General features: G+C 37.4%; 21 protein-coding genes and 1 pseudogene. 14 read left to right on the top strand and 8 right to left on the bottom strand.

Annotation, left to right across the window (positions count from 1 at the left end; genetic code table 11):
- Positions 1-70: 70 nt before the first annotated feature.
- The 12 genes and pseudogenes from gnd to QNJ66_RS12905 all read left to right on the top strand — a co-directional run bounded on the left by gnd (position 71) and on the right by QNJ66_RS12905 (position 14,333).
- Positions 71-1,492, top strand: coding sequence for a decarboxylating NADP(+)-dependent phosphogluconate dehydrogenase (gnd, locus tag QNJ66_RS12965; RefSeq protein WP_300507475.1), 1,422 nt, complete (start codon positions 71-73; stop codon positions 1,490-1,492).
- A 172-nt stretch (positions 1,493-1,664) separates the two neighbouring features.
- Positions 1,665-3,098, top strand: a complete 1,434-nt coding sequence (gene lpdA, locus QNJ66_RS12960; protein ID WP_300507472.1) for a dihydrolipoyl dehydrogenase — start codon at positions 1,665-1,667, stop codon at positions 3,096-3,098.
- A 202-nt stretch (positions 3,099-3,300) separates the two neighbouring features.
- Complete coding sequence (locus QNJ66_RS12955) at positions 3,301-3,423, top strand: photosystem II reaction center X protein (RefSeq protein ID WP_300507470.1); 123 nt, start codon at positions 3,301-3,303, stop codon at positions 3,421-3,423.
- 153 nt (positions 3,424-3,576) lie between these two features.
- Positions 3,577-4,422: a Ycf66 family protein gene (locus QNJ66_RS12950; protein ID WP_300507468.1), complete on the top strand. Its 846-nt coding sequence runs from the start codon at positions 3,577-3,579 to the stop codon at positions 4,420-4,422.
- A gap of 374 nt (positions 4,423-4,796) precedes the next feature.
- Entirely contained in the window at positions 4,797-5,333 is a 537-nt protein-coding gene (locus tag QNJ66_RS12945; RefSeq protein ID WP_300507465.1) for a biopolymer transporter Tol, read from the top strand.
- A gap of 55 nt (positions 5,334-5,388) precedes the next feature.
- Entirely contained in the window at positions 5,389-5,898 is a 510-nt protein-coding gene (locus tag QNJ66_RS12940; protein WP_300507462.1) for a Tol biopolymer transporter periplasmic protein, read from the top strand.
- A 235-nt stretch (positions 5,899-6,133) separates the two neighbouring features.
- Entirely contained in the window at positions 6,134-7,405 is a 1,272-nt protein-coding gene (locus QNJ66_RS12935; protein ID WP_300507460.1) for a glycosyltransferase, read from the top strand.
- A 51-nt stretch (positions 7,406-7,456) separates the two neighbouring features.
- Positions 7,457-8,695, top strand: a pseudogene (locus QNJ66_RS26195) (glycosyltransferase).
- A gap of 23 nt (positions 8,696-8,718) precedes the next feature.
- Positions 8,719-9,894 (top strand): glycosyltransferase family 4 protein, encoded by a 1,176-nt coding sequence (locus QNJ66_RS12920; protein ID WP_366146284.1) that lies wholly within the window; start codon positions 8,719-8,721, stop codon positions 9,892-9,894.
- A gap of 19 nt (positions 9,895-9,913) precedes the next feature.
- The gene (locus QNJ66_RS12915) at positions 9,914-11,746 is read left to right on the top strand and encodes an ABC transporter ATP-binding protein (protein WP_300507451.1); all 1,833 of its coding nucleotides are present in this window, start codon (positions 9,914-9,916) and stop codon (positions 11,744-11,746) included.
- A gap of 45 nt (positions 11,747-11,791) precedes the next feature.
- Positions 11,792-12,793 (top strand): phosphotransferase, encoded by a 1,002-nt coding sequence (locus QNJ66_RS12910; RefSeq protein WP_300507449.1) that lies wholly within the window; start codon positions 11,792-11,794, stop codon positions 12,791-12,793.
- 133 nt (positions 12,794-12,926) lie between these two features.
- Positions 12,927-14,333: a carotenoid oxygenase family protein gene (locus QNJ66_RS12905; protein WP_300507446.1), complete on the top strand. Its 1,407-nt coding sequence runs from the start codon at positions 12,927-12,929 to the stop codon at positions 14,331-14,333.
- A gap of 183 nt (positions 14,334-14,516) precedes the next feature.
- Here QNJ66_RS12905 and QNJ66_RS12900 read toward each other — a convergent pair whose 3' ends face one another.
- The 8 genes from QNJ66_RS12900 to QNJ66_RS12865 form a co-directional block, all read right to left on the bottom strand.
- Positions 14,517-15,110: a YdcF family protein gene (locus QNJ66_RS12900; protein ID WP_300507443.1), complete on the bottom strand. Its 594-nt coding sequence runs from the start codon at positions 15,108-15,110 to the stop codon at positions 14,517-14,519.
- A 512-nt stretch (positions 15,111-15,622) separates the two neighbouring features.
- Positions 15,623-16,516, bottom strand: coding sequence for a hypothetical protein (locus QNJ66_RS12895; RefSeq protein WP_300507440.1), 894 nt, complete (start codon positions 16,514-16,516; stop codon positions 15,623-15,625).
- Between the two features lie 33 nt (positions 16,517-16,549).
- Entirely contained in the window at positions 16,550-17,122 is a 573-nt protein-coding gene (locus tag QNJ66_RS12890) for a Uma2 family endonuclease (protein ID WP_300507436.1), read from the bottom strand.
- A 51-nt stretch (positions 17,123-17,173) separates the two neighbouring features.
- On the bottom strand, positions 17,174-18,583 hold the full coding sequence (locus QNJ66_RS12885) for an alanine/glycine:cation symporter family protein (RefSeq protein WP_300507433.1): 1,410 nt from the start codon (positions 18,581-18,583) through the stop codon (positions 17,174-17,176).
- A gap of 5 nt (positions 18,584-18,588) precedes the next feature.
- Complete coding sequence (locus QNJ66_RS12880; RefSeq protein WP_300507431.1) at positions 18,589-19,209, bottom strand: CPP1-like family protein; 621 nt, start codon at positions 19,207-19,209, stop codon at positions 18,589-18,591.
- 167 nt (positions 19,210-19,376) lie between these two features.
- Positions 19,377-19,664 carry a TatA/E family twin arginine-targeting protein translocase gene (locus tag QNJ66_RS12875; protein ID WP_300507428.1) on the bottom strand — a complete coding sequence of 96 codons (288 nt, stop codon included), beginning with the start codon at positions 19,662-19,664 and terminating at the stop codon, positions 19,377-19,379.
- Between the two features lie 237 nt (positions 19,665-19,901).
- The gene (psbH, locus tag QNJ66_RS12870; RefSeq protein ID WP_300507425.1) at positions 19,902-20,096 is read right to left on the bottom strand and encodes a photosystem II reaction center protein PsbH; all 195 of its coding nucleotides are present in this window, start codon (positions 20,094-20,096) and stop codon (positions 19,902-19,904) included.
- A gap of 275 nt (positions 20,097-20,371) precedes the next feature.
- Complete coding sequence (locus tag QNJ66_RS12865; RefSeq protein ID WP_300507423.1) at positions 20,372-20,680, bottom strand: hypothetical protein; 309 nt, start codon at positions 20,678-20,680, stop codon at positions 20,372-20,374.
- Positions 20,681-21,334: 654 nt separating this feature from the next.
- On the opposite strand from QNJ66_RS12865, the gene QNJ66_RS12860 reads away from it, so the two are divergent.
- Positions 21,335-21,565, top strand: coding sequence for a hypothetical protein (locus tag QNJ66_RS12860; RefSeq protein WP_300507421.1), 231 nt, complete (start codon positions 21,335-21,337; stop codon positions 21,563-21,565).
- A 240-nt stretch (positions 21,566-21,805) separates the two neighbouring features.
- Positions 21,806-22,531 carry an SIMPL domain-containing protein gene (locus QNJ66_RS12855; RefSeq protein WP_300507418.1) on the top strand — a complete coding sequence of 242 codons (726 nt, stop codon included), beginning with the start codon at positions 21,806-21,808 and terminating at the stop codon, positions 22,529-22,531.
- The last annotated feature ends 82 nt before the right edge of the window (positions 22,532-22,613 follow it).

The following is a 22,613-nucleotide window of genomic DNA, read 5'->3' as shown; positions in this document are numbered from 1 at the left end:
AGACACTTCAACAGTCAAACAAGATCAAAGTCCTCTTGATCGTACAACCCGTAGAGTTGGTAGGAATTATATGACAAAGCGAACCTTTGGTGTCATCGGCTTGGCGGTGATGGGAGAAAATCTCGCCCTCAATGTAGAAAGTCGCGGCTTTCCCATTGCTGTATATAACCGTACAGCAAGTAAAACAGAAGAATTCATGAAAACACGGGCCCAAGGCAAAGATGTCAAAGCGGCCTATTCCTTAGAAGAATTTGTACAAACCTTAGAACGTCCCCGTAAAATCTTAGTCATGGTTAAAGCAGGTGCGCCTGTTGACTATGTTATCGAAGATTTGAAACCGCTTCTAGAAGAAGGGGATATGATTATCGATGGCGGTAACTCCTTATACGAAGATACCGAAAGACGTACCAGAGACCTCGAATCAACCGGTCTAGGTTTCGTCGGAATGGGTGTCAGTGGTGGTGAAGAAGGTGCCTTAAACGGTCCTAGCTTAATGCCTGGCGGTACCAAAGCAGCCTACGAAGAATTAGAACCTATTTTAACCAAAATTGCTGCACAGGTAGATGATGGTCCCTGTGTTACCTTTGTTGGCCCCGGTGGTGCCGGACACTATGTAAAAATGGTCCACAATGGTATTGAGTACGGCGATATGCAGTTAATTGCAGAAGCCTACGATATCATGAAAAATGCTCTTGGCCTGAGCAACGAAGAATTACACGAAGTATTCAAAGATTGGAATACCACCGATGAACTTAATTCTTTCTTAATTGAAATTACGGCCGATATCTTCAAGTATGTTGACCCCGATAGCAAAAAGCATCTGGTTGACCTCATTTTAGACTCTGCTGGACAAAAAGGAACCGGTCGCTGGACTGTAGTAAGTTCCTTAGAGTTAGGGGTTCCCATTCCCACCATGTACGCTGCTGTGAATGCACGGGTGATGTCTTCCTACAAAGAAGAAAGAAAGTCCGCTTCTCAACAGTTAACTGGCCCTGCCATTAGCTTTGATGGAGACAAAAAAGCCTTTATTAGTAAAGTAAGAGACGCTCTCTACTGTTCTAAAATGTGTTCCTATGCTCAAGGAATGGCTTTAATTGCTAAAGCTTCTGCTGAGTATTATGGTAATCAAGTTAGCTTACCCGAATCTGCCCGTATTTGGAAAGGCGGTTGTATTATTCGTGCCGGTTTCTTAGACAAGATTAAGAAGGCATTTGTAGACAATCCTGATCTACCTAACTTACTCTTAGCTCCTGAGTTTAAACAAAGTATCTTAGATCGTCAAGAAGCTTGGCGCGAAGTGTTAGTATTAGCCAATCAAGTGGGTATTCCTGTTCCTGCTTTTAGTGCTTCTTTAGACTACTTCGATAGCTATCGTCGTGCTGACCTACCTCAGAACTTAACCCAGGCACAAAGAGACTACTTTGGTGCGCACACTTATGAGCGTGTTGATAAACCCAAAGGTGAAGCTTTCCACACCGAATGGGCTGCTTAATTTCTCAGATTAATCATAACAGAATTGTTGACCCTTCCCGTTATCGGGAGGGGTTTTATTGCGATCTTGAAAGTAGTATTGAACACCCCCTAGACTTACTCGTATCTCGAGACTTATGATCAGAAAATAGGTCTTTCTTGAAGAAAGAATCAAACCATTAAGGAAAAAGATTATGAGTGAGTCAGGATTCGATTATGATTTAATCATTATCGGTGCAGGGGTTGGAGGACACGGTGCAGCCCTACACGCCGTCAAATGTGGGTTAAAAACAGCCATTATCGAAGCAAAAGACATGGGAGGAACCTGTGTTAACCGTGGTTGTATCCCATCAAAAGCCCTCTTAGCAGCATCCGGGAAAGTTCGGGAACTCCAAGATACTAAGCATCTCCACAACTTAGGTATTGAGATCGATGGAGTAGACTTTCAAAGACAAGCGATCGCCGATCATGCGACAAATTTAGTTAATAAAATACGTGGCGATCTCACCAACAGTTTAAAACGCCTCAAAGTCGATACTATCCACGGTTGGGGAAAAATAGTCGATACCCAAAAAGTCAGCGTTTTAAGCGATGATGGGGAAAAAATTATCACCGCCAAAGACATTATGTTATGTCCGGGATCCGTTCCCTTTGTTCCCCGTGGCATCGAAGTTGACCATAAAACCGTCTTTACCAGCGACGAAGCCGTAAAATTAGAAGTTTTACCCCAATGGATCGCTATCATTGGTAGTGGTTATATCGGTCTAGAATTTTCCGATATTTACACCGCATTAGGGTGCGAAGTGACCATGATCGAAGCCTTAGACACCTTAATGCCAGGGTTTGACCCCGAAATTTCCAAACTAGCCGAAAGAAGCCTAATTAAAGCCCGTGACATCGAAACCTACTCCGGTGTATTTGCCACAAAAATAACCCCAGGCGCACCGGTTACTATCGAATTAACGGATGCTCAAAGCAAAGAAGTGATCGATGTTTTAGAAGTAGACGCTTGTTTAGTCGCTACCGGACGAGTGCCGGCTACCAAAAACCTTGGCTTAGAAAACATCGGCGTTGAAACCAACCGAGGTTTTATCCCCGTCAACGATAAAATGGAAGTTCTACGGGACGGTGAGCCAGTTCCCCATCTCTGGGCAGTGGGAGACGCAAACGGCAAAATGATGTTAGCCCACGCAGCTTCCGGACAAGGGGAGATCGCAGTTGAAAATATGTGTGGACGGCAGAAAACCATCGACTATCGCAGTATTCCAGCCGCAGCCTTTACCCATCCCGAAATTAGTTACGTTGGCTTAAACGAACCTCAAGCCCGTGAATTAGGGGAAAAAGAAGGGTTTGAGGTTTCAAGCGTCAAAACTTACTTTAAAGGCAATTCTAAAGCCCTTGCTGAAGGGGAAACCGATGGTATTGCTAAGGTGGTGTACCGTAAAGATAACGGGGAATTATTAGGGGTGCATATCATGGGTATTCACGCCTCCGACTTGATCCAAGAGGCCGCTAATGCGATCGCTCAACGTCAAAGCGTCAAAAATCTCTCGTTTAATATCCATACTCATCCCACTTTATCAGAAGTCTTGGATGAAGCCTTTAAACGCGCCGAGGCGACGGTTTAGAAGAGAGATGGGAGACTGGGAGACTGGGAGACTGGGAGATGGGGGGGCAGCATATTAATATTTTTTCTAGTCTTCCCACCCTTCCCACACTTCCCACACTTCCCACACAATCTCTCTCTCAAAATTAATTGACGCAATAGGCAAAAAACCCCGTAAAATAAGTAACGTTAGGTATCAAATTGAAAAAAAGGGTAACAAATATATGACACCATCTTTAGCTAATTTCTTATGGAGCCTCGTTTTGGGAACCGTTATCGTAGTTGTTCCCGCTACCATTGGACTGATCGTCATCAGTCAAAGCGATAAAATCAAGCGCAACTTCTAAGCTTGTTCAAATTGACCCCATTCTTAAGGAGGTGGGGTCGATTTAATAGTTTAGTTATATTCGTGATGGGATAATGGTCTACGTAATTGGGTATGCTTAGAATGGAAAATAAAGAAAATTCGCTACCATAGGAAAGGAAAACGGAGAGGGATAATGGTTAATTTTGGGCTGAACTCAGCCAGTGTCTTAGGAATTTTTTTAGCTGTTGCCGGTGCTGGTTTATACTTCCTACGAAGCGTACGACCAGAACTATCGAGAGATCATGACATCTTTTTTGCAGCAGTCGGTTTGTTGTGCGGATTAATTTTACTCTTTCAAGGATGGCGACTCGATCCAATTTTACAATTTGGACAGTTTTTGTTAACGGGATCGGCAGTATTTTTTGCAGTAGAAAGTATTCGCTTGAGGGGAGCAACCACAGAACAAGCTAAACGTAGCTCCTCTTACGTCGATGATGATCGTCGCGTCAGTAAAACCCGTGTTTATACAGAAGCAGAACTTGATCGCTTAGAACCCTACGAAGATGAAGAACCCACCTATCGCAATAACCCTCGTTTAGAAGGATACGCCGATCCTCGCAGTAATCGTAGTTATAATCAGGAAGAATCTCGGACTAGGAAACCCCGTCGTCGGCCTTCCTCTAGTAACGATCCTTACGGCGATCGCCCTTCTCCAAGACGCAAAACCCCTCCAAATCGTCCCACAAACGATAACTATGATGCTTGGGATACTCGGGATGATATGTGGGAAGATCGCCCCAAAAAAGGTCGCCCCAGTCGTCCTCGTCCAGAAACTTCCTCCCCAGAAACGTCATCTAGTTCCCCTCGGAAACGTCGTCCTCGTCCCAGCAACCCAGAAAGACGTTATTCCTCTTCTCCCGAAGAAACTGCGACCCCTACGGACTATGTTGATTATCAACCCATTGATCCACCTGAAAGTCCTAGAAAACGCGGATCTCGACCTTCAAAACCGGAAAATGATTATGACAGCGATCGCTAATCAAATACCTCCAATTTTGATTATCGAAAAATAATGGGTCTAAAACCCCGCCCTAACAGGCGTAATTGTGTTAGGATGAAGTCGTAGCGTTAACGGCTACCTACTGGGGGTCCCCCAGGAAGTGACGACTAACCCTGAATCGGCAGGGTGTCTGGAAACAGATGGATGTATGACCTAGCAAGGTAAGTACCAGTCAGCCTAGTAAACCTCGAAAGAGAGTAGGTTTCAGTAAGTAATTACTGAATCAGAATCCACTCGCCTTTAGGCAGTGAAGTATGTCAATAAGGGAACTTGGGGAGTTTGACCAGAGGTAGCAAAAGGGGAACAATATTAATATATCTTCCCACACTTCTCACACTCCCCACACCCACATCATGACAGCGTTCCAATTGTTAAAAGCAGTCTTCGGGGTTAGTTTAATTAGCTTATTAGCAGCTTGTGATACCTTCAAACGTCCGGAACCCCCTGCTACTCTTAATAGTCGTTACAATGACCAACAACCGGCTCTCAGTGGAGATGGTCGCTGGTTAGCCTTAGTTTCTAACCGTAATAATAGTAATGAGATTTTACTGTATGATTTACGGGGTCAAAAATTTCTTGAATTGCCAGGGTTAAATCAAGGTAATATTATTCTAGAAAGCCCTAGTTTAAGCCGTACGGGAAGGTATTTAGTTTATATTTCCAGTGTCCAAGGACGGCCAGATGTTGCTATTTACGATCGCGCTACTCGACGAGCAGAAATCTTAACTCAAAATTATCGTAATTGGGTGAGAAATCCTCAAATTAGTGCTGATGGACGTTACATTGTTTTTGAAACAGCACGACGGGGACAATGGGATATTGAAGTTTTAGATCGCGGTCCCTTAATTGAGTTAGATATTCCTGATGGTACACCAGTTGCAAACCCCTAAATGAAGTCAGAAATCAGAAGTCAGAAGTCAGAAGTGGAATTTGAGGACTTGATCTTTGAAATATTGTCTTATTACTTGGATAGTTGTTATTAGTAGTATTGCGACGGGGTGTACTGGTTATCCTCGTTACCTCAATTTTCCTTTTGATGGAGGAGGAAGGGCGTTAAATAGTCGTTCTTCGGACTTAGAACCCCAAGTTACTTCTACTTATATTGTTTTTATTTCTGATAGAAATGGTTCTCAAGATGTTTATCTTTTTGATGCTCAACAACGACAATTAATTTCTTTACCAGGGTTAAATGCGTTGGATGAAGTAGCGTCCCATCCTTCTATTTCTGAAGATGGTCGTTATCTGGTTTTTGCCAGTAGTCGTCAAGGGAAATCTAATATTTATGTTTATGATCGAGAAACGGAGCAAAAACGCAATTTAACTGCTAATTTGGAAGCAGAAGTCCGTAATCCTATGATTAATGCGGATGGAACTCAAATTGCTTTTGAAGTTGCTAAAGATGGACAATGGGATATTATGATTTATGATTTATTTGGTAATCCTTTAGAGTTTTAAGATTAATTCTCAAAATTTTGACTATAGATATGGAAATAAGTGGAAATAAATGGAGTAATTTTACTCTTTCCCTCTATCTAGAGAGATTTTTTTCCCTTAAGTTTGGGACTGACATATCAAGTTTTGTGAACTTATACTAATACCAGCTTATTCCGTTATTACAAACGGAATCAAGATTGACCCTGTAAAGTCCCTTGATACCCCTCTTTGTCTCTTTTTTGTTCATTTACTTGTAATGCACCCTCCTCAAATTATGTCCTTAACTACCCTTACAAGGCCGAATATCACGCTTCAATCCTTACCTAATCACAAAAAAGCCAAAAAACTCAGAATTGCCTTTTATTCCCACGATACAATGGGTTTAGGTCATAAGCGTCGAAACCTCTTAATTGCCCAAAGTTTGGCCCATTCCCCTCTCAATACAGATATATTAGTTATTAGTGGCATGAGTGATATGACCAAGGTAGGGACTCATCCAAACATTGAATATTTAACCTTACCTGCCTTATATAAGACCAAAGAAGGGCAATATCAAGCCCGTCGCTTGGATATGTCCTTAGATGCTATCATTAAACTGCGATCGCAAGTCATTCAGGTAGCTATCAAGAATTTTCAGCCGGATGTCTTTATTGTGGATAATGTTCCCAGAGGGGCCCAAGGAGAATTAGATCGTACCCTCAAATATTTACGCAACCAGGGTAAAACTCTGTGTATCCTTGGGTTACGAGATATTTTGGATCAACCAGAAGTAATTATCCCAAGTTGGAAAAAGACCAAAAATGAAGAGACGATCTCTCGTTTCTATGATAAAGTTTGGATTTATGGTGATGCTACGGTTTACGATGCCATTAAAAAGTATCAATTTTCGGCTGGGGTTGCAGCGAAAACTCGCTACACAGGGTATTTAGACCAAAGATATCGCTTAAATTATACAAAATCTCCAGAAAAACAGCCCATAAACCACAAATATGAACGCTTAGCCCTTTGTTTGGTGGGTGGGGGACAGGACGGTTATCAATTAGCAAAAGGGTTTGCTCAAGCACAGTTACCCGATAATACCAAAGGAATCATCATAACAGGTCCTTTGATGCCGAGTCAACTGCGTCAACAGTTACACCATGAAGCAAAAAATAGACCTAATTTACAGGTATTAGATTATGTTTCTGAACCCACTTTATGGCTACAAAAGGCAGATTTTGTGGTGGGGATGGGGGGCTATAATACCACTTGTGAAATTTTATCTTTTGAGAAACGGGCGTTAATTGTTCCCCGTATTCAACCCAGAGAAGAACAGTTAATTAGAGCGAAACGTTTACAAGCATTAGGATTAGTTGATATGTTACACCCTAATGATATTACACCCACAGCTTTAAGTCAGTGGTTATGTCAAGATTTTGTTAAGTCTAACGCGCATGAAAATATTGACTTTAAAGGATTACAACGTATCCCTCAATATTTAGGAGAAATTTTAGCAGTATCTGACCCTAGACTTGTCAAAGTAAGCTAAAAACTAGAACACTTTTAAAATAGTAAACTTAGTGAGTGAGGACCTTAATTTATGCGTGTTGGTTATGTTGTTAAACGGTATCCCCGTTATTCAGAAACCTTTATAGTTAATGAAATTTTAGCCCATGAAAAAGCGGGATTAAACATTGATATTTTTGCCCTGCGTCCCCCTTGTGACACCCATTTTCAAAACTGTATTTCTCAGGTTAGAGCTAGTGTGACTTATATTCGTAAACCTATCCAGGGACGGGTTAGTGAGTCTCTTAATAGTTTATCTCCAACGGCTGCTAGTTATTTTTGGGCAGAATTACAAGAATTAAGTAAATTAATTCCTGATTTCTGGAGTAAACTATCTATAGCACAAGGAGAAACAGCGAGTACAGTGTATCAAGCTGCTTGGTTGGCCAGGGAAGTTAAGTTAAGAGGAATTACCCATTTACACGCCCATTTTGGATCAGTTTCTACCAGTGTAACTCGCTTAGCGTCTTACTTTGCAAATGTTTCTTATACGTTTACAACTCATGCTAAAGATATTTTTCATGAAAGTGTAGATATTGATGATATGAAACGAAAACTTAGGGATGCTTCGACTGTTATTACTGTGAGTGATTATAATCAAAAATACTTACAACAAAGTTACGGGAAAGTAGCTGATAATGTGCAAAGAATTTATAATGGATTGAATTTATCTCAACTTCATTATCAGTCTCCCAGAAAACGTCCTACTCGGATAATTTCAGTAGGTCGTTTGGTAGAAAAAAAAGGAACTTCGATTTTAATTGATGCTTGTTTTTGATTAAAACAGTGGGGTTGTGAGTTTCATTGTCACATTGTCGGGACAGGTGACTTAGAAAGCAAGTTAAAGCAGCAAATTGAAGTATTAAAGTTAGATGACTGCGTTGAAATTATTGGCCCACGTCCTCAGAATGAAGTTTTTAAATTGATTCAAGAGAGTGCAGTTTTTGCAGCCCCTTATATTATTGGAAAAGATGGAAATAGGGACGGTTTACCAACTGTATTATTAGAAGCGATGGCTTTAGGAACGCCTTGTATTGGAACGGATGTTACGGGTATTCCTGAAATGATTAAACATGAAGAAACAGGGTTAATTATTCCTCAAAATAATCCCGAGGTTTTGGCTATAGCATTGCGGACCTTATTGACAAGTGAAAATATGAGAGTTCAGTTAGCAGAAAATGCTAGAAAGTTAATGGAAACTGAATTCAATATTGAGCAAAATGCAGCTAGTTTAAGACAGTTATTTTATTATCATTCATCAGTTAACAATTAGTTTATTTTAAGAGGTGATTAATGATGCGTATTGCTTATATTTGTGCTGATTCAGGTATTCCTATCTTTGGAGAAAAAGGATGTTCAATTCATGTGCAAGAAATTCTGAGAGGGTTGTTAAAACGAAATCATCAAGTCCATTTATTTAGTCCTCGGTTAGGTGAGAATAAACCAGATGATTTACAAACCATAAAATTACATAAATTATTACCCATTCCGAAAGTTGCCCAAGGTTTAAGAGAAAAAATTGCTTTATCTATGAACTCAGAAATAGACGCGGTGTTAGAGGTGTTAGACTTTAAAAAACCCTTTGATCTCGTGTATGAAAGGTATTCTTTATGGAGTTATGGTGCAATGGAATACGCTAGAAAAAAAAGCATTCCTGGTATTTTAGAAGTTAATGCACCTTTAATTTTAGAACAGCAAAAATACCGAGGTTTAGTCAATTTACAAGAAGCTGAAACCGTTTCCATAAAAGTATTTAACGCAGCTACAACTATTATTGCTGTGTCTGATGAAGTAAAAAATTATGTCAGCCAATATGTTAAAAATCCTAACAAAATAAAAGTCATTCCCAATGGGGTCAATGCTGATCGATTTAATCCCAAAAAGATAACCTCTAATGGTTATTTTACCCTTGGTTTTGTGGGATCATTAAAACCTTGGCACGGCTTACCTATTTTATTAGATGCTTTTGAAAAATTTCATCATCATTATCCCCAAAGTAGACTATTAATTATTGGAAAAGGACCCGAAAGCGATCGCTTGCAAACCGAAATTAATCAGAAAAATCTCAACTCAGCAGTAAAGTTAACTGGGTCAGTTCCTCCCGATGCCATTCCTTTTTTATTAGAACAAATGGACGTGGCAGTTGCCCCTTATCCACCTCTGGATAAGTTCTATTTTTCCCCTCTAAAAGTCTATGAATACATGGCCGCAGGGTTGCCGGTTGTGGCCAGCCATATTGGGCAAATAAAAGACGTTATTAAACATGGAAACAACGGTTTATTGTGTCTCCCTGGAGATAGTAACGCCTTATCAGAAGCTTTTATCAGGTTAATGCGATCGCCCCAACTGCGTCACCAGTTAGGTACATCTGCCCGTCAAACCATTCTCGGTCATTATACCTGGGATCACGTGGTAAAGAAGATTTTACGGTTAGCAAAAGAAGCGGAACAAACTTATTTAAAAGTGGCGTGATGAGAGGTTAAAACAAATCATGACAACAACAAAATCATTAAAAAGTACAATTCCCAGTTTAGGACGGATATTAGCCCGTTTTTGGCCTTATTTGCGCCAAGAAAAGTCATGTTTAGGGTTTGCCATGTTAGCGGTGATGGGGGATGTAATATTACGCATTCTCGAACCCTGGCCCCTGAAATTTATTTTTGATCATGTTCTCATCCAAAATCAGTCCTCATTGCCAGTTTTTGAGGCAATAAGCCCCCTTGGAGTCTTAACCCTTTGCGCACTAGGAATTATCGCTATTACCTGTTTAAGGGCATTTTCAGCATACTGGAGTACGGTTTCTTTAGCTACTGTGGGCAGTCGGGTGATGGTTCAAGTGAGAGAACAGGTGTATCGTCATTTGCAGAGATTGTCTCTGACTTATCATAACCAAGCTAAAAGTGGGGATCTCATTGTTCGGGTGAGTAGTGATGCGAGTCGTTTGCAAGAAATTTTGATCACGGCAACGCTTCCCCTAGTTATCAGTATTATGACGTTATTGGGGACAGTGGGGGTTATGTTTTGGTTAGATGCCCATTTAACCCTATTATCGCTGTTAACCTTTCCTTTATTTATTTTTGCGTCTGCCCGCCTTAGTCAACGCATTCGGGCCGCGTCTGTCAGACAACGACAACAGGAGGGAGAAGTTGCTGCTACTGCTTCGGAGTCGTTAGCTGCTATTAAACTCATTCAAGCGTTATCCTTAGAAAGTGCCTTTGCTGATAACTTTGCTAGCCAAAATCAACGAAGTTTAAGCCAAAGTGTACAAACAAAACAATTATCTGCTTATTTAGAACGGGTAGTAGATGGAATTATTGCGTTAGGAATGGCGATCATCATATGGTATGGCTCATGGTTAGTGTTACGAGATGCGTTGACACCAGGGGATGTGATCGTCTTTTTAACCTATCTTAAAAATAGTTTCAAACCTATTCAAAATTTCGCCAAATATACGGGACGTTTAGCCAAAGCTGCGGCCTCTGGAGAACGTATTTTAAACATATTAGATGAAACCCCAGAGATTCAAGATTCACCTAACGCAATGATCGCCCCTTCTTTTCAAGGAAATATTACGTTTCAGGATGTTAGTTTTGCTTATAATAATTCCCATTGTATCCTTAATAAGATCAATTTAGATGTAAAAGCAGGTCAATTTATTGCCATTGTAGGACAGTCTGGTAGTGGAAAATCAACCTTAATGAGTTTATTACTGAGATTGTATGATCCCTTATCAGGAAATATTCTAATTGATGGGCAAGATATTTGTAATTATACTTTAAACTCTTTACGTTCTCAGATGAGTGTGGTTTTACAAGAAAGCCTTTTATTTGCAGCTACCATTAAGGAAAATATTGCTTATGGAATGAACAATATTAGTGATGAAGAAATTATCCAAGCTGCTAAGTTAGCAAATGCCCATGATTTTATCAAAAAACTACCCCAAAAATACAATACTTTTGTGGGAGAAAGAGGAGCAACTTTATCAGGAGGACAACGGCAAAGAATTTCTATTGCTAGGGCTGCTATTCGTAAAACTCCTATCTTAATTTTAGATGAACCGACAACAGGATTGGATAAAAAAAGTGAAAAAGCTGTTATCGAAGCTTTACAAAGATTAGCTAAGAATAGAACCACATTTTTAATTACTCATGACCTTTCTTTAGCTACGCAAGCAGACATGATTTTATACATCGAAAAAGGAGAAGTTTTAGAACAAGGAACCCATTGGGAATTATTGCAGCAGAAAGGTTTATATTCTCAATTATATAAAATTCAATGTAATAAAAGTAACCAGTATTTTGAACCATTACCTATTGCTAAATAACCTCAAGGTGGGTGATAATTACCTAAAAATAAGGAAAATTAAACTATGAACATTCAAGTAAAAGACTCATTTAATCTACTTTCTAATCCTAATTTATTATTTCTAAAAGATGCTTTATTACCTAATAAAGTTGAACAAACTTTTAAACACTATTTTCCAAGCATCATCAAAAAAAATTGCTTATCTGGAATTAAGGTCGTTCGTTATAAAGCACAAAAACGCTGTCTAATTGAATACCAATTTACAGGTAAAGAAAAATTTAGTTTACTGGGAAAAGTAAGATTTAAAGAAACCGATACCAAAAGTTATTATTTACAAAAATATCTCTGGGAAAATGGCTTTGATGATCAGAGTTTAGATCAGGTTTCTGTCCCTGAACCTATTGGGGTTATTCCTCAGTGGAAAATGTGGTTACAGCGAAAAGTTCCAGGATATACCACCACTCTTTTATTAGGGAAACCAGATGGAGTTAATATTGCTGAAAAAATTGCTTACGCTGCTTATAAATTACATCAATTTCCTGCCAAAACAGATCGCTATCATACCATTGATGATGAACTGCATATATTACATAAAAAATTACCATTAGTTATTAAATTATATCCCCATTGGAAGAGTCGAATTAGGGAGATTTTAAAACAATGTAATAAGTTAGGTAACCGTTTATCTTATATTCCGTGTGTCGGTATTCATAGAGACTTTTATGCAGACCAAATTATAATTAATAGTTCTCGTCTTTATTTACTGGATTTAGATTTATATTGCTATGGTGATCCAAGTCTTGATATTGGTAATTTTATCGCCCACATTACAGAATATAGTTTAAGAGTTTTGGGTGATTTTCAAGCCTTAAAATATCAAGAAATAGCCCTGGAACAAGCCTTTATTAAACTAATAGGAGAAGAAAGCAGAAAAAGGATTATAATTTATAAGTTTCTCACTTTAGTCAGACATATTTATATTAGTACGCAAATAAAAGAACGTAATGCTTATACAGAAGATTTAATCAGGTTATGCGAAAGTTATTTAGAAAAAGAAATAATTTAATTGTTATGTTTATATTTATTGTACAGTGTAAAGGAGAAAGAGAATGGTAGCACTAAGATAAATAATGTTGATAAAAATTAATCAAACTTGTTAAACTTATAGAGATAAAAAATTAAATTTAGATACTAAAAGTATGCCTACTTGGTCACAAGCGATCGCAAAACCAGCAGAAGAATTTCCTCTAAAACCCTTACCTATCTTATCAGGAGAAATTCCTGATGGACTGAGGGGAAGTTTATACCGTAATGGTCCAGGAAGACTGGAAAGAGGTTCCCAAAAAGTCGGCCATTGGTTTGATGGAGATGGAGCTATTTTAGCTATTCATTTAAGAGAAGAAGGTGCAGAAGCAACCTATCGTTATGTACAAACTGAAGGATATAAAAAAGAAGCAGAAGCTAATGAATTTTTATACCCTAATTATGGCATGACTGTCCCTGGACCTTTTTGGAAAACTTGGGGAAAGGAGGTTAAAAATGCTGCTAATACATCGGTTTTGGCACTACCTGATAAATTATTAGCTTTATGGGAAGGTGGCAACCCTCATGCCTTAGACTTAGATAATTTAGCAACCAAAGGATTAGATTATCTTGATAATTTAAGCGAAAAACAACCTTTTTCTGCACACCCAAAAATTGATCATAACACTGGTAATATCTATAATTTTGGTATTAGTTTAGGAGCAAAAGTAACGTTAAATCTTTATCAAAGTGATGCTACAGGAAAAGTAATCCAAAAATCAGATTATCCTTTAGAAGGTTTACGCATAGTTCATGATTTTGTTTTAGCTGGATCATACATAATATTTTTTGTTCCTCCTATTCGTGTGAAATTATTACCAACAGCATTAGGGTTAGCTAGTTTAAGTGAGGCAATGGAATGGAAACCAGAACTAGGGACAGAAATTTTAATTTTTGATCGAGATAGTTTATCCTTTATTAGTAAAGCAAAAGCTGACCCTTGGTTTCAATGGCATTATAGTAATGGTTGTGTTAATGAAGATGGTAATATTATTGTTGAATTTGTCCGTTATTCTGACTTTTCAACCAATCAAAACTTAAAAGAAGTAGCTACTGGAAAGACAAAAACTCCAGCAAAAGGAACCCTTTGGGAAGTAGAAATAGATCCCAAGAAAGCTACAGTTATACATCAGGAACAGTTATTAGATAAAGGTTCAGATTTTCCTATTGTTCCCAGTCATCAAACGGGACAAAATTGGCGTTATACTTATCTATCAGTTCATCGAGATAATGTCGATTTATCCCAAGAAATTTTTGGAGCGATCGCACGTTATGATCGACAATTAAAGCAGCTAACTGTAGCAGATATGGGAGAGAATAGATATCCCTCAGAACCGATTTTTGTTCCTCATACTCTTAACTCAGAAAAAGGATGGGTTTTAACAGTTGTTTATGATGGAAATCCCCATAGTTCTGAATTAAGAATTTATGATAGTGAGGAGTTAGAAAATAGTCCTTTATGTCGTTTAGGACTACCCAATGTTATTCCTATGGGATTTCATGGTACTTGGAAACAAGGTTGAAATTGATAATGGATAATGGATAATGAGTAATTATCTATTATCCATCCACAGTTAATCATTAAACTGTTGTGCATTTAAACCGCATATGATGAAGTTAAGCAACAAATTTGCAAACTCTCTCCCCGTCTCCCTTTCCCCCCGTTTCTCCCTAAGTCTAGTATAGTAATTTAGATGCTTAACAGCTTAATATGGTAGTAAACTTTCTCCTGTTTTTCCTGTGAGTAACCAAAGAAAAGATCGCCCTCCATCCCTAATAATTTTTTCCATGGGTTCGGGGGAATCTTTAGAAGGAACTGACATAGGTTTAAGGATAATTCCTTGCGTACCAAAGACAATTTCTCCAATAATTCTAGCGCGATTCATGTGATTATCAGAAGTGATCAAATAAACACTATCGATCCCTTGCTCTTTCAATTCCTTGACTAAACTGGTAAAATTGGTCACAGTATCCTTTGCTCGATAATCAAGGTGAAGACGATCGTTGTTGATACCTGCATTGGTGAATATTTGGGTAACATAGTGTTTGGGACTCCCCGAAGAAACCCAAATTGGTAAGTTAGGGTGTTTTAGGGCCAGTTGAGCAGCAAACCTTTCTCTATCTTCGTGTCCCCCTAAGACAAAGATTGCTTCGGGTTGCACAAAATAACTTTGTAACTGTTTATAACCGAACCATAACCCCAGAGTAGCTAGACAAAGAACTGGAAACAGGTGTTTCTTACGTTTTCGATGGGTAACACCTTTAACTTCTGATTTAGGAGAACGAATTTTGAGGAACATAGATTATAATACTTATACCAACTTCTTGATCAATCTGTGCTAAAGTTCCATCACAGGGTTAAATCGATCATTTTAAGTATCTATAGCAGTAAGAAAATTAGTTAAGACATTTTTGCTATTACTGACTCTTATTTCGAGGCAGCAGAGAATGTACTCCATGTCTTAATGATAATGGGTGGTGCTATAAATCTTAGACATCAAAAATTAGGTTTAGCTTACCTGACAATGATATTAAGGATAGAGTTAATTGCTCAAGGTTTAGCACATATCCTTTATAAAGGACGCATCTAAGATAATTATGCTCCCAGATCAAAGCAAAGATTATGATCTTTTGTTAATATTATCTTGACATATTGACTTACTGATCATCTTCTAGGGTTGGTTGGGGCGATCGTTACATTAACCGAGGATATTCTTTCACTTCATAACCATAATGTCTATTAATGTAGCATTAAAATTGAAAAAAGCTCATTTTTGATAGATACTTTTTTAGTTTAATATCTAGGTTTAGGTTAATTATCACTATCTTCTAATTCTCGATCAAATTCTTCTCTGAAAGCTTTAACATCATCAGGATATTTGTCAATATTATCTATCCTATCAAGAAAATTATACGCTATATTTTTAATTTTCAAAGCTTTTAAAACTTTTTTATAATCATTGAAATATAAAGATTTAGTATGAATAATTACTGAAGACCCATAATTTTCATAAATTTCATTTAATTTTCCATTGTTATAATACTCTCCGTATATATAGCAGTCGCCAAAGCTATTAGGACATTTTTCTGTTCCCTGTTCCCTGTTCCCTGTTCCCTTAAAATATAATTTATGTGTCCTAACTAGCCTGTCTATTGCTATATGACAAATATCGAAACCTCTTTGAACCAATTTATCTAATTCATCCCATGTCAAAGATTGAATACCTTCTTCTGACTGAAAAAATTGACGTTTATTTTTATGAGCAATTATATTATCTCTAATTTCGTTTAGTTTCTCAACTAAATCATCTGTTTTAGTGTAAATCTGCTTTTTATTTAAATTAATTATATTTTGTAATCTATCACAAGGTTTTAAATTCTTTTCAACAAAGTAAATTAAACTATGGAGTGTTATTACTTCTTTTACTCGTTTAGTATAGTCTGGAATTTCATAGTCATCAGAATTTTTAACACCATGATTATCATAAACTTTGGATAATAATAAAGTAATATGGTTACCAACTGACAGAAGATGTAACCACCAAAAGTCATCAGTTTTTTCTATTTCGGATTGATATTTTGATTGAGCAGCTTTTATAATTTCTCTATGTTCTTCTGATTGATATTTTATCATTATCAAATCTGTTTCAATTGATTTGATTAGTTTGTTAAGTTTTTCCAATTTTTCAGGTGAAATTTTATTCATAATATTTTTAATATATATTCTAAATTTAGGTATTTATTCAAAACAGGAGAGAGATAAATTAAATCCTGGTAATACATTTTCTCCGTTTAAATCCGTTGGTAACTTTTTAATTTCTACGGGTTGATTTTGACGGTAAATTTCAACTTGTTGTTGTTGAGGATTAATTAACCAACCTAACTGTAAAGCACTATCAAGATACTCTTGCATTTTCTCTTGAAGTTTTTCTAAAGAATCAGTACGAGAACGAAGTTCAATCACAAAATCAGGACAAATAGGGGGAAACTTTTCTTGTTCTTGTCGACTCAAAGATTGCCAACGTGTTAAACTAATCCAAGCAGCATCGGGGGATCGATCTCCTCCATTTGGTAAACGAAAAATTGTTGAAGAACTAAACACTTTTCCCAGTCCAGTTTGACGGTTCCATATTCCTAAATCAATTATAAAATCTGCTTCTCGGTTTCCACTAATTCCTCCAACCGGTGGCATAACAATTAATTCTCCTTTAGCGTTTCTTTCCAGTTGCCAATCTTGGTTAACTTGACAAAGACGGTAAAATTGTTCATCAGTTAAGTTAACCGTATCTAAGTTTAAAATTAATGCTGTCATAGATTAATTTCCTCCTAACAATTACCCTAATCTTAATTATCGATAAATTAATTAAAAAACTTCTAATTTCTGCCAATATTCTTTTAATAAAGTTGCGACTTTTCCTGATAACAACAGACAACCCAAAAGATTAGGAATAGCTAAAGTTAATAACATCATATCGCTAAAATCAACCACCGCTCCCAAACTGACCACAGAACCGATAAAAATACAAACTAAAAATATAAATTTAAAGATAATAGAACTAGGTTGACCAAACACATAAGCCCAACATTGTTCACCATAATAACACCAAGTAATCATAGTAGAAAAACCAAATAAACAGATAATTCCTACTAAGACAAAAGGAAACCAATCAATCACTTGAGCAAACGCCATTGCTGCTAAAGTGGACCCACTAATATTATCCCCTACAGACTCCCCATACATTCCCGTAGTAATAATAACTAAAGCAGTGACATTACAAATAACAATTGTGTCAATAAACGGCTCTAAAATAGAAACAATTCCCTCTTGTACGGGTTCCTTGGTCTTCGCCACCGCATGAGCGATCGCAGCCGATCCCAAACCAGCCCCATTAGAAAAAGCACTACGTCTGATCCCTTGTACCAAAATACCGATCAATCCCCCTTCCATGCCAGATGGGGAAAAAGCATTGCTGAACATCAATCCAAATGCAGCAGGAATGGCGGTAAAATTCACCATTAAGACCCATGAACAGCCCAAAAGGTAAAAAAAGATCATCACCGGCACTAACTTGCTGGTAAGCACTCCAATGCGACTGATACCCCCGATAATCACCAATCCCACCAACAAAGCCACAATTAAACCATAGAGCCAATCGTAATCTTTAACCGCCGGAACCACCACCGTCAAAGCAGCAAAAGATTGATTGGCCTGGAACATATTACCACCACCAATGGCCGCCCCTAAACCTACGATCCCGTAAAAAATAGCCAGTGCCTTGCCCAAAGTTTCTTGGCCCATTTCCTTTAACCCTTGGGACAGATAATACATGGGGCCGCCGATAATAGTCCCGTCGGGGTTGACAAGGCGATATTTTACCCCTAACGTACATTCCACGAACTTATTAGACATTCCCAAGAAACCAGCCAACGTCATCCAAAAGACAGCCCCCGGACCTCCCATTTGGATCGCAATAGCCACCCCGGCAATGTTTCCCAGGCCAATACTAGCGGATAAAGCGGTGGCTAATGCCTGAAAAGAAGACACTTCCCCTTTTGCCTCATGGTTTTGCTTGTAGAAACCTAAAGCAATTTTAACCGCGTGTAGGAAGCCAATAATACTAATAAAGCCCATGCGTAAGGTAAAAAAAATCCCCCCTATGAGTAACCAGAGGATAATCACGGGAAAATGGGCAATTTCCAAAAAAAGTACCTGTTCAATAAGACTTACTAGACTTGAAAACAGGCGATCGATATTATCTAAAAATTGATTCACAAAAATTAACGTAAAAAGCTACTACTTAGCCAAAAGATAAAAAAGATGGCCATACCGATAAAAGATTGACTCGTTTCGACGGAAATATTTGCCCCTTGTAATATTTGGGCGATACCCCATCCTAAACCAACCCCGATAAATAATCCTGCTAAGGTGATTAATAAGGCGCGGCCGAATTTATTTGACTTACGATTGAGAAAATAAGTATTAGCTAAAACCCCGAAGGCCAAGAATAGAGAAATTGAGGAAGAATCAGCACTAGAAAAGGCTACAAATAAGGCTAAAGCTAGGAAAATACCTGTTGGCCAGAGAAGATCCTGAGAAGATGGGGTATCAATCAACTGCTGTAACCAGGAAGGAGAATTATCCAACGATAAGGGGGGAGGGGTTGGGGGGGTTTCTCGCTGACGTTCCGCAAAACGAATGCGATCAGGAACTTTAATTCTACCTTCTTGACGCAGTTTCAACCGTTCCATAATAATAGAATCGTAGGCAGCTTCGATATCTTCAACGGTTTTCACGTCGTTACTATATTCTTGTGTTAAACGGGTTTTAGCTGCTTGGATCTCCTCAAAAGAGGCTGTTTCGCTGACACCAAGCTTTTCATAGGGTGTTTGTTGACTCATCTAGAACCTCCTTCGATCTTTCCTTCATCAAACCACTAAAAACATTAAAATTATCATTTTGTTTGTCAAAATAGTTAGCCCTTAAGGCTTGTTAACTATCGACTGATATTTTGAACTCGATTATATCGTTTTTAAACAGAGTTGGGTTACACAACCATCAAAAGATTTTATAATTTCTCTGAGGTTTGGGTGTTCATCTTAGCCTGATTGTTGTCTATTGGGGTCGGATTGGCCATTTTGTTTTCTTCTAGTTCTGCATTCATAGTGACAGATTCTTGAAGTTGTTGGGCCTCTCGTTTAAATTCATTTTCAAATTCTTTAGACGCATCTTGAAAACCACGAACAGCTTTACCAAGACTTCGCCCTATTTCAGGGAGTTTTTTCGGTCCAAATACTAATAAGGCAATCACTAAAATTAAGCCCATTTCCGGCAGTCCAATGCCAAAGACATTCATAAGTTACTCCTAATCCTTCATCCTTCCTTATCAGTGTATCGTATAGCAGTCAAGTGTGGAATGTGTGAGGAGTGTGAGCATCCTGCTCACTAAGCTCAACAGAAAGCGTGGGAATTGAATCATTGATAAAAAAACCCCGAAAAATCGGGGAACAGATAACTGAGGATAACGGTGATATATTTCCTGCAATTTTGGGAAACTTTTACCACCGTTAATTATTGATAAGCAAATTAGGGCTTAACCTCCCCAGGTTACTGTAAATCCATCTAGAATGAGCGAAGAGTTGTAAATTTGCAGGATAATTAATAGGAAGACGAAGAATAAGCCCATGAAAACTCCCATTAAAGGGGTAGTTCCCCATCCGGGGACAACTTTTCCATATTCGGAATTAAGGGGTCTAAGTAAATCTCCTAATCGAGTACGTTGTGCCATAATTTTTTAATCAGTATCTATCTAAGATTTACAGTTTATCAGAAAATTGCTTGCAAATGTTAACCCCTACAATATAAACGTCTGTAGTCTGATTTAACAGCGAGCGCAAAATATACTTGGCTTCTTGATCAAATAATAACCAGTAACATTCATTTTGAGATATTTGAAGATTGCAGAGGTCCGTTAATCCTTACTTTTATTTGTATTATATTTTTGTCACCATTCGCACCTAATTTTCTCAAAATTATAGATGGATGACAACATTAGAATAAGAATTAATCATGCAAAGGAAAAACACTCAGAAAACTTTCTAGTTCAAACCAATACTTTACAAAACATTCATTGGTTAAAGTCGTAACAATTTCAGAAAAAGTGATGTATTGATCCCAAATTTCTTCTGTTTTGGAGATTTCTGCGGTAATTTCCAAAATGGTTTCATGATATTCTTGTATAGAAATTTCTCCGGTATTTCTATACAAATTTAGTAATGTGTAATCAACAGCAATGGTTTCTTCTACCTTATAGATAACTGCTTGTAATTTGATATGGGTCAAAAGAATTTCGATGGCTTGAGGATTTTTCATAACTTAAATGGTTGAGCGCATCAATAAGTAAATATGGATTTAATAACCTAGAAAGTGAAGCTTAAATATAGGGATACTGATATTAATTTAAAAAACAATTAGAGAACTTTCCTGAGTATTTTTTGGGTATTTTACAAAATTTAGCCAATTAATTCAGTAATTGTTCTGTAAATCAGTAACAAAAATATTAATACTTCCGCAAAAATTCTTTAGCTTGGCTCAGTCATGGCACAATAGAGTTTAATATTGAACTTCAGGATCAAATTTTTTCTTGTCTCTGCCAAACCACCATCCATTGTATGTGAAATTTTCTTGTAGATTGGATAGAAACAATTGCTCAAATCTAGATGCTTTGAACGATAAAAAATTCCCATAAGAGATAGAGACACTGCTTGATTGTAAGCAGAAATATAATACTAATGTGATAGTAGCAGCTTCAAAAAATTTTCCAACAAACATCTCACACCACCTCGTGATTCTGATAATAACTATTAAACTAGACTTAAGTAATCTAAGTAATCTAATTACTCTTCTACTCTATTACTTCGTGATTGCTGATGACTATGACGGGGTGAAACTCCGCAAAGTGTCACACGGTTCGTTTAACTTAATAAAAATTTTAGCATTGTACTGGTAATTATTCATAACAATGGTATGAAAATCTTATTTATCTCAAAATCAAGTAAAAAGAAGGCTAAAAACGATGATTATGGTCTTGCTATCTGGCAAATACTTCTTATTATCGTTTTTTCTGGATTAATTTCTTATTTAATCTTATTTACCCAACAAAATAATTTGCCTACCGTTGACTGTAAGGGAAAGAAGAAAAATAATCAGGGATGGGTTAGATGTAGTAATGAAAACATCAATCACGAAAAGAAATAAGTTTAAATGTTCTGATGAGCAAACATACTAAACCCGACCAATTTTGGGCAATTTCAGAAAATAAAAATCAGCGTTTATAATTAAGTTAGTTGGATTATGGTTGATTCAACAAGGAAAATGGTTAGATAATAAAAGTTATTTGACTGAAAGAAAACAAAAATAATCCAAAATATAACAATCAGGTTCTAGTTGTGAGAATTTGCTATACTAAGAATAGATTTATCAATTAGATTAATGATAATGAAAAAAATTAATTTTTCCTATCTCCCTTTTGTTGTTGTTCTACTTAGTTATCCAATTGTTAATATACCTTTGATTCCTTCGGCAATGGCACAAGAACAAGTGATGAGAACTTTAACCGTTACGGGACAAGGAACCATGAGAATTCCTACTACCTTAACCAATGTTAACTTAGGAGTAGAAATACAAGGAAAAACAGCAACAGAAGTTCAAAATAATGTAGCTCAACAGACATCATCCCTAGTGGATTTTTTGCGATCGCGTCCTATAGAAAGATTACAAACAACAGGAATTCGTTTACAACCTAATTATAAATACGATAATAATCAACGGCGTTTAATCGGTTATACAGGGACAAATACGGTTAGTTTTCGTGTCAAAACTGAAGAGGTTGGTAGTTTACTGGATGATGCAGTTAAAGCTGGTGCAACTCGTATTGATCGCATAAGTTTTACAGCAGAAGAAACGGCGATTTCAGACGCTCAAAAAGAAGCATTAAAGTTAGCAACCGTCGATGCACAAAGACAAGCTGAAGCGGTTTTGTCTAGCTTAAATTTTCAATCTCAAGAAATCATTAATATTTCCATTAATGGTGCTAATGCGCCTCAACCTCAAATCATGCGGTCACCGGAAATAGTGGTAAATTCCAGCGCGGCCGAAAGAACTCCCGTAATTGGAGGGGAACAAACTATCAAAGCAATGGTAAGTCTACAAATTCGATACTAATCTAGTTAACACTATTTATGGTTTATTTTCTGTATTTATTAATACAAAATGTACTTATTTAATATATTTTTTAACAAGTTTA

This window comes from Crocosphaera sp. (assembly GCF_030064895.1).
Classification (GTDB): domain Bacteria; phylum Cyanobacteriota; class Cyanobacteriia; order Cyanobacteriales; family Microcystaceae; genus Crocosphaera.
The sequence above is the reverse complement of the archived record's forward strand: the minus strand, read 5'-3'. Positions and strand labels throughout refer to the sequence as shown.

What these genes read in the sequence shown, in the direction of transcription:
- gnd (WP_300507475.1), top strand. Translation starts at nt 71, where the DNA reads ATGACAAAGCGAACCTTTGGTGTCATCGGCTTGGCGGTGATGGGAGAA.
- lpdA (WP_300507472.1), top strand. Translation starts at nt 1,665, where the DNA reads ATGAGTGAGTCAGGATTCGATTATGATTTAATCATTATCGGTGCAGGG.
- QNJ66_RS12945 (WP_300507465.1), top strand. Translation starts at nt 4,797, where the DNA reads ATGACAGCGTTCCAATTGTTAAAAGCAGTCTTCGGGGTTAGTTTAATT.
- QNJ66_RS12860 (WP_300507421.1), top strand. Translation starts at nt 21,335, where the DNA reads ATGAAAATCTTATTTATCTCAAAATCAAGTAAAAAGAAGGCTAAAAAC.
- QNJ66_RS12905 (WP_300507446.1), top strand. Translation starts at nt 12,927, where the DNA reads ATGCCTACTTGGTCACAAGCGATCGCAAAACCAGCAGAAGAATTTCCT.
- QNJ66_RS12880 (WP_300507431.1), bottom strand. Translation starts at nt 19,209, where the DNA reads ATGAGTCAACAAACACCCTATGAAAAGCTTGGTGTCAGCGAAACAGCC.
- QNJ66_RS12855 (WP_300507418.1), top strand. Translation starts at nt 21,806, where the DNA reads ATGAAAAAAATTAATTTTTCCTATCTCCCTTTTGTTGTTGTTCTACTT.
- QNJ66_RS12950 (WP_300507468.1), top strand. Translation starts at nt 3,577, where the DNA reads ATGGTTAATTTTGGGCTGAACTCAGCCAGTGTCTTAGGAATTTTTTTA.
- psbH (WP_300507425.1), bottom strand. Translation starts at nt 20,096, where the DNA reads ATGGCACAACGTACTCGATTAGGAGATTTACTTAGACCCCTTAATTCC.
- QNJ66_RS12890 (WP_300507436.1), bottom strand. Translation starts at nt 17,122, where the DNA reads ATGACAGCATTAATTTTAAACTTAGATACGGTTAACTTAACTGATGAA.
- QNJ66_RS12900 (WP_300507443.1), bottom strand. Translation starts at nt 15,110, where the DNA reads ATGTTCCTCAAAATTCGTTCTCCTAAATCAGAAGTTAAAGGTGTTACC.
- QNJ66_RS12895 (WP_300507440.1), bottom strand. Translation starts at nt 16,516, where the DNA reads ATGAATAAAATTTCACCTGAAAAATTGGAAAAACTTAACAAACTAATC.
- QNJ66_RS12920 (WP_366146284.1), top strand. Translation starts at nt 8,719, where the DNA reads ATGCGTATTGCTTATATTTGTGCTGATTCAGGTATTCCTATCTTTGGA.
- QNJ66_RS12865 (WP_300507423.1), bottom strand. Translation starts at nt 20,680, where the DNA reads ATGAAAAATCCTCAAGCCATCGAAATTCTTTTGACCCATATCAAATTA.
- QNJ66_RS12910 (WP_300507449.1), top strand. Translation starts at nt 11,792, where the DNA reads ATGAACATTCAAGTAAAAGACTCATTTAATCTACTTTCTAATCCTAAT.
- QNJ66_RS12915 (WP_300507451.1), top strand. Translation starts at nt 9,914, where the DNA reads ATGACAACAACAAAATCATTAAAAAGTACAATTCCCAGTTTAGGACGG.
- QNJ66_RS12955 (WP_300507470.1), top strand. Translation starts at nt 3,301, where the DNA reads ATGACACCATCTTTAGCTAATTTCTTATGGAGCCTCGTTTTGGGAACC.
- QNJ66_RS12875 (WP_300507428.1), bottom strand. Translation starts at nt 19,664, where the DNA reads ATGAATGTCTTTGGCATTGGACTGCCGGAAATGGGCTTAATTTTAGTG.
- QNJ66_RS12935 (WP_300507460.1), top strand. Translation starts at nt 6,134, where the DNA reads ATGCACCCTCCTCAAATTATGTCCTTAACTACCCTTACAAGGCCGAAT.